Annotated in this window: 14 protein-coding genes; 9 read left to right on the top strand and 5 right to left on the bottom strand. The window is 46.5% G+C overall.

Annotation, left to right across the window (positions count from 1 at the left end; genetic code table 11):
* Positions 1 to 5: 5 nt before the first annotated feature.
* The 5 genes from H6626_14100 (at position 6) to H6626_14080 (ending at position 5677) form a co-directional block, all read left to right on the top strand.
* Positions 6 to 686 (top strand): hypothetical protein, encoded by a 681-nt coding sequence (locus H6626_14100; protein ID USN47302.1) that lies wholly within the window; start codon positions 6 to 8, stop codon positions 684 to 686.
* Between the two features lie 76 nt (positions 687 to 762).
* Positions 763 to 3531 carry an isoleucine--tRNA ligase gene (gene ileS, locus H6626_14095; protein ID USN47301.1) on the top strand — a complete coding sequence of 923 codons (2769 nt, stop codon included), beginning with the start codon at positions 763 to 765 and terminating at the stop codon, positions 3529 to 3531.
* Positions 3531 to 4061 carry a signal peptidase II gene (gene lspA / locus H6626_14090; GenBank protein USN49046.1) on the top strand — a complete coding sequence of 177 codons (531 nt, stop codon included), beginning with the start codon at positions 3531 to 3533 and terminating at the stop codon, positions 4059 to 4061. Before ileS ends, lspA begins: the two co-directional genes overlap by 1 nt.
* Before the next feature lie 49 nt (positions 4062 to 4110).
* Positions 4111 to 4857 carry a prolipoprotein diacylglyceryl transferase gene (lgt, locus tag H6626_14085; GenBank protein USN47300.1) on the top strand — a complete coding sequence of 249 codons (747 nt, stop codon included), beginning with the start codon at positions 4111 to 4113 and terminating at the stop codon, positions 4855 to 4857.
* A 157-nt stretch (positions 4858 to 5014) separates the two neighbouring features.
* Entirely contained in the window at positions 5015 to 5677 is a 663-nt protein-coding gene (locus tag H6626_14080) for a transposase (protein USN47299.1), read from the top strand.
* Here H6626_14080 and H6626_14075 read toward each other — a convergent pair.
* On the bottom strand, positions 5573 to 5851 hold the full coding sequence (locus tag H6626_14075; GenBank protein ID USN47298.1) for a DUF2283 domain-containing protein: 279 nt from the start codon (positions 5849 to 5851) through the stop codon (positions 5573 to 5575). The two genes, H6626_14080 and H6626_14075, sit on opposite strands and share 105 nt — an antisense overlap.
* A 264-nt stretch (positions 5852 to 6115) precedes the next feature.
* Here H6626_14075 and H6626_14070 point away from each other — a divergent pair, with 264 nt between their 5' ends.
* The 4 genes from H6626_14070 to pfkA all read left to right on the top strand — a co-directional run bounded on the left by H6626_14070 (position 6116) and on the right by pfkA (position 8495).
* Entirely contained in the window at positions 6116 to 6787 is a 672-nt protein-coding gene (locus H6626_14070) for a hypothetical protein (protein ID USN47297.1), read from the top strand.
* 26 nt (positions 6788 to 6813) lie between these two features.
* Positions 6814 to 7020, top strand: coding sequence for a DNA gyrase inhibitor YacG (locus H6626_14065; protein USN47296.1), 207 nt, complete (start codon positions 6814 to 6816; stop codon positions 7018 to 7020).
* 113 nt (positions 7021 to 7133) lie between these two features.
* Positions 7134 to 7406 carry an HU family DNA-binding protein gene (locus H6626_14060; protein USN47295.1) on the top strand — a complete coding sequence of 91 codons (273 nt, stop codon included), beginning with the start codon at positions 7134 to 7136 and terminating at the stop codon, positions 7404 to 7406.
* Between the two features lie 105 nt (positions 7407 to 7511).
* Positions 7512 to 8495 (top strand): 6-phosphofructokinase, encoded by a 984-nt coding sequence (pfkA, locus tag H6626_14055; protein USN47294.1) that lies wholly within the window; start codon positions 7512 to 7514, stop codon positions 8493 to 8495.
* 55 nt (positions 8496 to 8550) lie between these two features.
* Here the strand turns inward: pfkA and H6626_14050 are convergent, their stop codons facing one another.
* The 4 genes from H6626_14050 to H6626_14035 all read right to left on the bottom strand — a co-directional run bounded on the left by H6626_14050 (position 8551) and on the right by H6626_14035 (position 12951).
* On the bottom strand, positions 8551 to 9837 hold the full coding sequence (locus H6626_14050) for a flagellar hook protein FlgE (protein USN47293.1): 1287 nt from the start codon (positions 9835 to 9837) through the stop codon (positions 8551 to 8553).
* A gap of 102 nt (positions 9838 to 9939) precedes the next feature.
* Positions 9940 to 10359, bottom strand: coding sequence for a hypothetical protein (locus H6626_14045; GenBank protein ID USN47292.1), 420 nt, complete (start codon positions 10357 to 10359; stop codon positions 9940 to 9942).
* A complete protein-coding gene (locus H6626_14040; protein ID USN47291.1) occupies positions 10359 to 11342 on the bottom strand; it encodes a flagellar hook assembly protein FlgD in 984 nt (327 codons plus the stop codon). The genes H6626_14045 and H6626_14040 overlap by 1 nt, the downstream gene beginning before the upstream one ends.
* A gap of 1 nt (position 11343) precedes the next feature.
* Positions 11344 to 12951 carry a flagellar hook-length control protein FliK gene (locus tag H6626_14035; GenBank protein USN47290.1) on the bottom strand — a complete coding sequence of 536 codons (1608 nt, stop codon included), beginning with the start codon at positions 12949 to 12951 and terminating at the stop codon, positions 11344 to 11346.
* Positions 12952 to 12955 lie beyond the last annotated feature (4 nt).

Genomic DNA, 12955 nt, shown 5'->3' with positions numbered 1-12955 from the left:
GCCTCATGGCTAATACAACCTTACCGCCTCAAGCCTATACCCGAGAAGTGCTGGCCGATGCCTACGAATGGCTGAAGGGCCAACCTCCATCTGTGCGCGAACTGGCCACTTCGGCCGACAATCTTGTGGGCCTTTACTTACAATCTAAACGAGGCGCCAATCTGCAAACTCGTCTTTCGATGCAGAGTGATTTCACGTCAGACCTTGCCAGTTCAGCCGCATTTAAAACAGAGCTGAAGGGGCTCGCTGAGGGCTTGGAGCGATTTTCTAGCCAACATCTTGCGGGCTTGGCCCAACGGTCCTCAGCATCTGATTTAGAACAGGGGACGGGGATTCCCTCGCGCCCGGCCTTTGTTGACGAAAAGCCCTCCACCTTTTCAACAAAGCCCTCACAGACAACAGCCGCCATGCCACCACCCCAGCAGCTCACTTCGCCAAAGCCTGAGAGTTACTTTGAACCTCCAAGGTCAACACGCAGTGAAGTACCCGCCCCAGTGCCACCTAAAAAAACGGCATCCTCCCCTGTACCTGCCAGTGCTTTTAACTTCGATCAACGAACGACAACAGCCATTCAAAAGGTTCAAAGTGCCTTTAACCTCAGCTCAGAAACCGAAGCTATTCGTATGCTGATTGCCCAAGGCTTTAACAGCCTAAAAAGCATACTCCCGCCTGATGAAAGCCCCTGAGGCAGACTTGACAGCCCCACAGCAACTGAATAGCTTCTAGGCTTGATTTTGCCGACTTTTACCACAGAGGATTTCAGTGGCCGCCGACAACACCCCCAACTACAAAGACACCCTCAACCTTCCAAATACTGCCTTCCCCATGAAGGGCAATTTACCTCAGACAGAGCCTGAGCGACTAAAGAAATGGGAAGACCAAAACACCTATGAAAAAATGCTTGATCGAAATGCCGGGCGCCCGAAGTTTGTCATGCCCGATGGACCACCCTACGCCAATGGAAATATCCATGTGGGTCATGTGCTCAACAAGGTTCTTAAAGACATTGTTATTAAATACAAAAACATGCAGGGCTATCAGGCGGCTTTTGTACCCGGTTGGGACTGTCATGGCCTGCCCATTGAATTAAAAGTCACTAAAAAGCTCGGACCAAAGAGAAAAGAACTCTCCGACAAACAAGTACGAGATCTTTGTCGCAAGGAAGCCTTGCACTGGGTGGAGCAACAGCGATCGCAGTTTCAACGACTGGGAGTGTTTGCTGACTGGGAAAACCCCTATTTAACATTGAATGCCGAATACGAAGCCGCCGAGGTCCGCGTTTTGGCGAAAATTCTCGACAATGGAATTTTATATCGTGGCGAAAAGCCCGTTTACTGGTGCCCGGCTCTACAAACAGCCTTAGCTGCGGCCGAGGTGGAATACCATGACCACACAAGCCCATCCATTTATGTCAAATTTTATTTAAATGCTCCAGAGAGCGCCTCTTTGCCCGGGGATAAACCAGTGGCCTTTGTGATTTGGACAACCACTCCGTGGACCTTACCTGCCAACTATGCCATTGCTTTGAATGGACAGTTTGAATATGGCGTATTTGATGCGGGAGCGGAGTACCTCATAGTTGCCACGGATCTTAAAGAAAACGTGGAAAAAGACACCGGACTTACACTAAAACTTGTGCAACCTCTAAAGGGTGACTCCTTAGAGGGACTCTCAGCCCAACACCCGTTCATGGATAGAGAGTCACAAATCATTCTCGGCGATCACGTTACACTCGAAGCGGGAACCGGCTGTGTGCACACGGCGCCTGGGCATGGACTTGAAGACTATGTTGTGGGGTTGAAGTATCAGCTCCCCGTTCACAGTCCTGTAGATCCGGCCGGACGCTACACAAAAGATGTCCCACAATATGAGGGACAGTCCATTTGGGATGCCAACAAAACTATTGTGGAAGACTTAAAAAAATCAAACCACTTGTTGGCTCACAAAGACATTGTGCATAGCTATCCCCATAATCCACGCTCTAAAACGCCGCTTATTTTTCGCTCCACTCCCCAGTGGTTTATTCGTATGGACGATAAAAAGTTCAGCTTGCGAAATAAAGCACTAGGTTATGTAGATGAAACCATCGAGTTTTTTCCGGCGTGGGGAAAGCAACGGTTGCAAGCCATGCTCAGCCACGCTCCTGATTGGTGCTTGAGTCGACAAAGAATTTGGGGCGTACCGATTCCCGTTTTTTACTGTGAAAAATGTGATGAAGCTTTGGTCTCTTCCAAAATCATGCACCGAGTGGCCGATGCCATGGAGTCCTCGCAGAAAGGTATTGAGGCCTATCACGATGAAGACATTGCCACCTTTGTCGGCGATGAAGCTTGTGCTTCCTGCGGTGAAAAACAGTTTCGCCGAGGCATGGATATTCTTGACGTATGGTTTGACAGTGGCGTTTGCCACACAGCTGTGCAAAAACAACGAACGGAGTTGGATTTTCCAGCTGATATTTATCTTGAGGGCAGTGACCAACACCGTGGCTGGTTTCAGACGAGTTTACTCTCTTCGGTGGCGGCTTACGATGCCCCGCCTTTTAAAGCTTTAATCACGCATGGGTTTGTGAACGATGCTCAAGGCTATAAGATGAGCAAGAGTAAGGGCAACGTGGTTGACCCGGCGGATGTTTTTAAAAAATCAGGGGCAGAAATTCTTCGGCTTTGGGTGGCCTACGAAGACTACGGTCAAGATGTCAGTGCCGGCCCTGAGATTTTCACCCGCGTGACTGAAACCTATCGACGAATTCGAAACACTCTTCGCTTTCTCTTGGGCAACATCAACGATTTTGATCCTGTTAAAGATCAGGTGGCCTTTGCCGAAATGCCGCCCCTTGACCAATGGGCGCTGCTTCGACTGAATGAGCTTATAAAAACAGTGACAGCTTCCTATGACAACTACGACTTTTACAAGGTGTACCACGCACTCAACAATTATTTCACCGTTGAGCTCTCGGCCACCTATCTTGATATCATAAAAGATCGTCTTTACACATGGAAAGCTGATGGGCGAGAACGCCGTGCCACGCAAACTGTTTTGCATACCATGGCCACCACCCTTTCTGGTTTAATGGCGCCTATATTGAGTTTTCTTGCTGAAGAGACCTACGAATATATTCCAGGTGTGGATACCTCTCGAAGTATTTTCACTACGGAATTTCCAAAACCCAGAGCAGAGTGGCAGAACAATGCGGTGTTAGAAGATTTCCCGGAAATTCTGGAAGTCCGAAGTGAAATTTCAAAAGTCCTAGAGGATCTAAGGCGAGAGAAAGTGATCGGCTCTAGCCTGGACGCAAAAGTCACTTTATCGGCCAAACCTGCAAGGTTTGAGCGGCTCGAGCGCTACAAACAGTATTTGCGAGAGATTTTTATTGTCTCCCAGCTTGAAATTATCTCTGCTGAGAAAAATCATGTAGAAGCCCAGCGCGTCGAAGGAGAAAAATGCGTTCGTTGTTGGCATTATTCGAAAGAACTGGGTAAGATTGACTCATTACCGGGCGTTTGCCCTAAATGCGTCGAGGCTTTACAATGATTCAAAGAAAGTACCTTCTGCTGATCGCCATTTCAGGGTTTATTATTGCTATCGACCAGATAGTGAAGCTCTATGTGCATACCCATTTTCAACTTCATGAATCGATTCCGGTGATTAAAGATTTTTTCAATCTTACCTATGTTCCCAATACGGGTGCAGCCTTTGGGATCTTTAAAGATAGTCATGAGATCTTCCGTACCATCTTTTTTATGTCGATGCCGCCCATTGCGTGTTTGATCATCCTGTTTATTCTTCGCACTGTTCCTGACCATGATAAGATTCAAATCTACGCACTCTCCGGCGTATTTGGCGGTGCTATTGGCAATTACATCGACCGTATTCGCCTGGGTTTTGTGGTGGATTACCTGGATTTTCACATTAAAAATAAATACGCCTGGCCGGCATTTAATGTGGCCGACTCCACTATTGTTGTAGGCATTGGCATACTCATGTACCTTATGTACAAAGAAGGCCAAGAAGAAAAGGCCAAAAAGAAGGCTCAACAAGCTCAAAGCCAGGCCAAAGCCTAGGCAACATTAACAGCTGCTTCGACTATTTCACATCAGGGGGGAGTGCGGCTTGTTTCCGATGATAGTTGTCACCGATCAGATAATCCTTCCCACATATCTTTTGATTATTAGCAGTGCTTTTTCTTTGGCGTTATTTTGGGTCCTATATAGGACAAAAAAAAGCGAGCTTTCGTCCTCTTTTGCTTTGGATTTGTGCCTGGTAATTATGGTGTTTGGTTTTATCGGAGCCAGACTATTTCATGTTGTCTATGAGGAGCCCATATATTACCTCCAAAATCCATTGGCGGTATTGAAGGTTTGGCAAGGGGGCTTTGTTTATTACGGGGGCGCTATCTCCGCCTTTTTTGCTGGATTATTGTATACAAATTGGCGCAAGGAAAACGTCGGTCAATGGGCCGATCTCATGGCGCCAGTGGCAGCGGGCGGTTATGCACTGGGGCGTTTGGGCTGCTTTTTTAATGGCTGCTGTTATGGCGAAATTTGCCATTGGCCCTGGGGAGTGCAATTTCCCCACCTTGAGGGTCTCCGTCACCCCACTCAATTGTACGCAGCTCTTATAGAGCTGGGTATTGCTATTTTTCTCCTCCAAATCGAACGCCGTCGCCCGCGATGGCTTAAAAGCGGCGGTGTGTTTCTGTTTTGGATTATGCTGCATGCCCTTAACCGAATGTTTATGGAAGCATTTCGCGCCGACCCCAGAGGCACCGAACTCCTAGGATGGAGCATTTCCTCACTGATCAGCCTAGGCCTATTGATCGAAGCCGCAAGGCGCCTCTATAAAATGAAGCAACCCTGAAAAGGTATCCCGGGATGAAAAGGTATCCCTTTCCTTTTTGCGTTGCGGAGTGCCGGTGATGATGTCCGGAGTATAAGAGTACTCCGGACATCTTCGGATGCGAAACTCTTTTAGAAAGCATTAGACATTGGCATCTACCTTGCTCTTGTATGGCCCCATGCCACGAAAAAACACAATTAGAACCGATCAGTTTCCTTACCATATTTATAATCGCTCCAATAACCAGGAGATGTTCGACTTAGAGTTAGATAGGCTTTGGGATATCTATTTAGGTACCCTAGAAAAGGTGCACGACCGATTTGGCTGCCGATTTCATTGCTTTGTTTTGATGGGCAATCATCACCATCTTATTCTAGACACCCCAAACAGCAACATTGACTCTGCCATGAGGTATCTCCACCGTGAAATTTCTCGATCCGCCAACAGTGCAATGGGCAAAATCAACCATTTTTATGGCGGCAAATACAAGTGGTCTGTTATTGAAAATGAACTCTACTATTGGAATGCCCTTAAATATGTATGTCTAAACCCGGTGAAGGCTGGAATCTGCAGGCGGGCGGAGCAATATAGATACTCTTCCCTATCCACATCGTTTAATGGCAAGCCTTGGTACCTCACTGATTTTTTCGACACCGAAAAAGATCTTATTGAACTCGATTTGGATTGGGTGAACCAAGCCCAATCGGACGAGTTAGATATCGCCATTAAAAAGGGACTAAATAAGCGAGAATTTAAGCTCTGCCGTGATAAGAGCGGTCGACCAATTGAACTTGACATGTGGCAACGCAAAAAGGAAAGGGATACCTTTCATACTTTTTAGCATTGGCGCTAGCTTTTCTAGTGACATCACTTCAATACCTGCCACATCACCCTTTTTGTCGAGGTCAAAAAGCAGCCCTGGTCGAAGTTCAACCGTTTTTTCTATTTTGCCACGACGGAGTTTGACATAAGCTACATCAAGTTTTTCGTCTTTAATCACTTTAATCACTTTCATAACTCACCTCTCCAATACTGAAAAGGTATCCCTTTCCTTTTTGCGTTGCTGTGCAACGCAAAAAGGAAAGGGATACCTTTTAGACAGCGGGGCCGATTTTCGTCGCTTTTTGACCTCAAGGGTTGTGTTCCCCGGGATGAGAGCCCATTTATTTTGATTTGGCCGGCACGGGATGTGAACTTTGTCTTCGACGAGAGGGGGGTCCTGCCCGCTGGTGGTTGTGACCCTAATCCCTCTGTGTTTTGAATATTAAGGAGAGAGACAATGTTCAAACATGCAGCAGCTGTAATTATGGTAGCCCTTTTTGCCGGCACATTCAGCCTTGTTGGCTGTGGTGATAGTGGTGGTTCTGGCGGTGGTTCAAATAATAACAATGGTGGCACCACTGTTACGAATAACTACAATTCGCAGTTTATCGGCTATAACGTAAAACTCACATTGGGTGGCAAAAGTTTTGAAATTACGAATTTCGCCGCTTATGAAAATTTGCTTGAAGACTATGGTCAGTTTTGCACGAACGATGATGGAGTATGGGAATTTTTAACAGGGCAAATCAGCTGTTCAGAATTCGCTAATGAGTTGAATGTCTATGTAGGACTATCTGAAACCTCCATTGCTGATGCAGGCACTCATGGAGTTGTACAGTTAGAAGCAAAATCGGTTCGATATCCACAGTACTATTATGGCCCCGTCCAACCCATCGTAGATGTTCGCGGTTTACAGCCGATCCAAGGCACGTTCTATAAGACTGTAAGTGAAGCCGGTTGTAGCGAAGAAAGTTGCTTTGCTATGCAAGTCAATGCGCTTCAGTGGGGCAAAGCCTACAACGACAAGTTTACGATCATCATTGAAGGGGCCCCCGACGTTGCTGGCGATCATCGAGCAATACTGCGATACAACAACACAGAATTTGCTCGCGGTATCTTGACACGATAATTAAATGAGTCCAAAAATCGGACTTGATGGCAAAAATAGTTAAATGTCCCCAATGTGGTAAAGACACCGAATATGGGCCGGAAAATAAATACCGGCCCTTTTGCTCTGAGCGATGTCAGTTGATTGACCTCGGCGAATGGGCTGAGGAAAAATACTTAATTCCCGCAGAAGAGGGCCCATCACGGGCCGATGTCAACGAAGAAAACGAAAAACAGCGACGGATATTGCACTAATTCGGCAAAATTATAGCACACATTATTTTTTCCGTTGACGCGAAAGGCTTTCGCCTATTCAATTTCAGTTATCGCAGAACTAAAACAACCAGGAATTCCAACGGAGGAACCTCATGAATAAAGCAGAACTTATTGAAAGAGTTGCGAAAGAAACTGGCGCCACTAAGGCAGAAACTGAGCGTTGGCTCGATACTACTATCGACGTCATCCGCAAATCAGTTAAAAAAGGTGACGAAGTGAAACTTGTTGGTTTCGGCACGTTCACAAAAACTAAGCGCAAAGCCCGCACTGGCCGTAACCCACAAACTGGTAAAGCTATTAAAATACCAGCTGCATGGCACCCAAAGTTCCGTCCTGGTACTGAATTTAAAAACATGGTGCGATAATATCGAGCTTAGTCTCGAGCTTCGTTGCTCCTCGCTGAGCCAACGAATAAGGCCAGTTCATTTTGAATTGGCCTTTTTTTTAACCTGCGATAGAACAAAGCCAACATGACCTCTCAAAAATTAAAAAGAATTGCGGTTTACACCAGTGGGGGCGATGCCCCGGGCATGAATGCAGCCATACGGTCTGTGGTCCGATCCGCCATTTATCAAGGCCTTCAGGTCGACGGCGTCCTTGAGGGGTACTCAGGCCTGATTAGTGGACAACTCCAAATACTAGACCTTGGGTCTGTGGCCAATATCATCCAACGAGGCGGCACTATTTTGAAATCTGGGCGGTGCCCCGAATTTAGAACTGCCGATAATCGAAAAATTGCATCCGATAATCTAAAAGCCAATAACATCGATGCTCTTGTGTGCATCGGCGGCGATGGGTCTTTCAAAGGCGCCCACCTTCTTAACTCTGAGCATGGCATCCCCATTGTAGCCATTCCGGGAACCATCGATAATGATATCTTTGGCACTGACAATAGCATCGGGTTTGATACGGCCATCAATACCGCACTTGAAGCCATTGACCGAATTCGCGACACAGCGGCCAGCCATAGTCGGCTTTTCATTGTTGAGGTGATGGGTCGAGATTCAGGTTTTATCGCTGCTGCTGTGGGCTTGGCCGGCGGTGCCGAACAGGTCTTCGTCCCAGAGATGCCGCAAAATATTCCGAAAGTGATCGAGCACATCAAACGGGGAATGACTCGTGGCAAATCGAGCAGCATTTTAATTGCGGCTGAGGGGCAAAAACCCGGTCGTGCCTACGATTTGGCAGATGTTATAAGAAAGCACTCTGGTTTTGATGCCAAAGTCTGTATCCTTGGTCATATTCAACGTGGCGGAAGCCCCACGGCGAATGACCGAATTCTAGCTAGCCGCCTTGGCTCAGCGGCTGTTAACGCGTTAATGGCGGGGAAATCAGGGATCATGGTCGGCACCCATCACGATCAAGTCATCATGTCTCCGCTTGAGGATTGCATGACTAAAAAACGAGTACTCAGTAACGAGCTGCTAGAGCTGACCCGCATCTTATCCCATTAAAAAAGCCCGGCAGCTCAGCCACCGGGCCCATAGAAGGTCAATTTAGCCCTTAAGATTATCGCTTAAGGTTGATGATCTCTGCCAACAACTCATCCGTTGTGGTAATGGTCTTGGCGTTGGCCTGGAAGTTTCTTTGGTTCTGCATCAGGTTCACAAACTCTAATGCCAGGTCAACAGTGGATCGCTCCAAAGACTTTGCATAAAGCTTGCCTTTACCGGCTCGGTTAGCCACACCCACTGCAGCAGGCCCTGAACTTCTTGATTGCTTAAAGCGGTTATTACCCACTTTAAACAGAGCTTCAGGGTTTTCAAATTTAGCCAGTGCAATCTGGGCCAAATCCTGAGTCTGACCATTGCTGTAAAGTGCCGACAACACACCCTCGTCGTTGAACGAAAGGTTTGTGATCGTACCCGCAGATGAACCATCTTGATACCAGCTGATAAGGTCTGATGTCTTACCGTATTGTTTCGTTCCGTCAAGACCATCGCCTTTATCCGTGGTTACTGAATTACCAAAATCAACTTTGATTTGCTGATTCTGAAGTGCTCCACCTTTAAAGTTAAAAGCTGATAGTTCCGTGATCTCCTGATCCAATTTACCATCTGTAGTGAAGATCAGTCGGCCTCTGACCACTTCTGCCAGTTGATCTGGATTTCCTGTGGTGACTTCTTTTCCGTCAACCATACCGCGATACACCCAGTTTCGGTCAGCCGTTTTATTAAAGAACATGGTCAGCAAATGCTTATTGCCCTGGGAGTCGTACATTTCAATGGCTGTAGAATAATCGGATGTTGAATACGGATCTTTTACGTCGAACGTCTTAAACTCTTGAATTCGTGAGTCTAAGTTCATGTCGATATTGATTTTTGTGGTGGCTTTAGCAGGAATTAATGCCCGCGGAAACTTTACCTCAGAAAGACGGTTTTGAACATTTCCTCTTTCATCGGCAAGAAAGCCCATCACTTTTTGATCGTCGTTAGTAACAAGGTACCCTTCTTTATCAAAGTGGAACGAGCCATCCCGTGTATAGGATCGACCATCTGACCCGTGAACCACGAAGTATCCATCACCAGAAATCGCTAAATCCGTAGTCTTTTCTGTTGAGTCCACGTTACCTTGAATCATCACTGGGTTTACGGCACCAATTTTAACACCGCGACCTATTTGGTTTCCACCAAGAATCCCTTTTAAACTTTTGGCTATGATGTCTTGAAATTCGGCTCGACTCGCCTTAAAGCCCGTGGTGTTGGCGTTGGCAATGTTATCACCAATCACCCCTAAGGCTTCACCTTGTGCGCTCAAACCGGACACACCAGTTCGCAGCGAAGATAATACTCCCATACTTGACCTCCATGTCGCAGCTACCTCAGTCGTTCGGTAGCTATTTGAAGGGCCCCCTCAATGAGGACCAGCCCTAAAATTGTTTAACTTCCTATTAACAATCTAAATCATTACTGTACTGTCTACGTTCGTAAAAACCCTTTCTCGAAGTGCTTCTTTATCCATCACCGTGACCACTGTTCGATTGGGCACACTCACAATTAAGGCCGAATTATCTGTCAACACCAGCGTTTCTTTTGCGCCTTTTTCAGCGGCCTTTTCAACGGCCCCTTCGAGTTTTGCCATCATATCTTGAGAGAATCCAACGCCGCGGGTACGCATACGCTCTACCGCGTGGTTAGAAAATTTTAAAGTGGAGGCTGGTTTTTCGCCGTTGGTACTTTTCGTATCCACTGATGCATTTTGTTTTAAAGCCTCAGCAAAACTTGGCCCCTCATTGGTCGATGGCCTAACCGACGCCGCTTTGTCAAACGGCCGCGAACCAATGTTGCCAACAGCTGTGTTGATATTATTCACCGCCATTAGTTGATCCCCATGTTATTGCCAGTTTGTTTTTTTAGCTTATTAATCATGCCTCGATCCATTCCGAGGCTGCCCAAATTTCCATCTTGAGGAGCTTCACTGTTTGTAGCTCCTTTCACATCACCCTCTGCCGGCGCTTTTGCTACTGCCGCGGCTTGGTTAATCTCTGCCAATGCCGTAGCTTTTGGTTCAAAAATTGATTTTACATCAGACAATTTGATGGTCTGATTCCCCATCATGAGCACTGGTCCACCTGCAGAAAAATTCACTCCCGTAACAATCCCCTTAAATCCTGTGGCTACAGCCAACTTTCGGCCACTTGGATCTTTCGCAATGATATCGGCCCGATATTCGCCGGGAGTTGCCGTAGATCCATCATCCCTGTCGCCCTTCCAAGTGAATGAGTTAGTTCCTGGCTCAAGACTGTTTAACTCTATTGTTCGAATGGTGTTTTGATTGGCGTCTTTAATTTCTACGGTAGCCGTCAATGCTTTGCCCGGCAAAGAGAACTGCACTGCGTGCTCAGATGTTTCATCTGAACGCAATATCTTACTGGAATCCCCGGCCACACCTTTGCCAATTAAGCTTAATGTTTCAAAACTCTTATCAGGATTGCTCTGTTGAACCATCTGATCAATGCCCGTATTGATATTGTTCAATTTTTCAAGGGTCGTAAATTGAGCCAAATGTGAAGCCAACTCGTGGTTTTGCAGAGGGTTTGTGGGGTCCTGGTTTTTCATTTGTGCCAAAAAAAGTTTCAAAAAAGCATCCTTATCCATCTCTGATCCGCCCACTTTTCTTTGCTTGGCAGGATCAACCCAGTTGGGATCAGATACCTTATTGAGAATTTCACCAATGTCTTTGCCACCATAATACTTTTGGCGTTCTGCATCGGTGAGGGCCTGTTTTTCATCGGCACCGCCCCCGAACGAGGTGGTTTTGGAATCTGAAAATACTTTAGTGCCGCCTTTTATACTAATCATCTTACGCCACCAAATCTAATCTGCGGCTATTCGCTCGTTGCTTCCGGGCTTGCTCAATAAGATAGGAGTTGTCGGCATCGTCATTGGTTTGCGATGTGATTCGTCGAGAGCCACCTGGTACGTCATAGAACCCATGGCGAAAGGCACGATTTTGCCGTTGAAAATCATCAAGGAATCGTTCTTGATGGGCCCGTTGCTCTTGCTGTTCTTGGTTCATATCCAGATCGTTGGTCATGTTATTAGAAACATCAACTTTGATTTGGTCCACCTGAATTTTGTGGGCGGCTAAAGTTGACTTTAAATCTCCAAGACCTTTTTCAATCAATTTTTTTGCATCGTTACTTGATGTGAGCATCTCCACATTGATGCGACCTTCACTCATATTGACCTTAAGGTTTAAGTCGCCCAAGCCCTCGGGGCTGAGCTTTACCTTCATTTCGCCGCCGCCTTTTTTGGCCATATACTCAGCTTGGTCAATCACTTGCTTCACATTCATCGGAGCTTCGGGGTCGCCTGGCTCATTCATGTTGATCGCAAAGGGTGCCGCAACCTTTCCAGCGTTTTGTACTCCCTCAGAATTTTTTGCCATAAATGGCGCAAGACTATCTTGCTCTGATGACAGAGATTCCTCATCAAAATCCTCTAGAGAATCGCCAAAGGTCGTTTCGTTTCCTGCCGAAGCCATAATATCAGATGTAGCTGGTTGATTTGAGTTCTGCACCTGGGGTTGAACCTGTCCAAGCGAGTCGGCCTTTGTCATTTTTGAAGCGGCAATCCCACCCAATACTGACGTCATCGGTGCCTCTAAGTTGGCATCAGAAACCTCTGGTTGCTGATTGGCATCTGCAGTCCACGGATTAGTCGCCATTTCTGATAAATTTTCACGCCCCATGGCTTTCATCTGTTGCGAATACGCATTTAGTGCAGAGGGCTTCAGAAAATCGCCATTTTCGAACTGAGGTTTTTTATCAGATAAAAAGAAATCTCTAGTCATTCGATCGATGGAGGATTGCAGCTTAATATCTGAAACTTCTTTTTCGGAGAGAATTGACCCATCGCCCTCGACGAAAGCCCCTGCCGCCAATGACCTCTCGGATGAAACACCTTCGCCTTTTGAAGCCCCTGACTGTTGCCTTTGCTCAGCTAACATTTGAGTGAACAGTTCTTTAACTTCAACTTCTTGATTAGAATTGAGGCTTAATTCCTTTACCAAGTCATTGATTGAATCCTCTGGCGCACTTTGCAAAGCTTCGTCGCTTAAATTTGAAAAGGCCGTAACAAGCTCAGTGGGAGACACTCCGAACTTTTCGTCCATTTGCATTAAAAACTCAACCATGGGACGGCGCTGTTCATTGCCTTTTTTAGACTCTTTATTCTCTTTTGAAAATTCAACCGATTTTGTGCCCTCAGTGCGGCTATCGTCTTTTTCAATTTTGGGTGAAGCTTTTGGCGAATGGCTAATGCCACCAGATATGGCGCCAGCAAAGCTCTTTTTGTCTTGAGCTTGACTATCGCGCTTGGAGTCCTCTCGTCGACCAACACTTTTGGTGTCTCGACTGTTTAGAGGCAATAATTGCTGGATGGGGTTTGCCATCTCAACCAATTTCATTTCT

This window comes from Pseudobdellovibrionaceae bacterium, assembly GCA_023898385.1.
Lineage (GTDB): Bacteria > Bdellovibrionota > Bdellovibrionia > Bdellovibrionales > UBA1609.
Note: the sequence above shows the minus strand (reverse complement) of the source record. Positions and strands in the feature narration are given on the sequence as shown.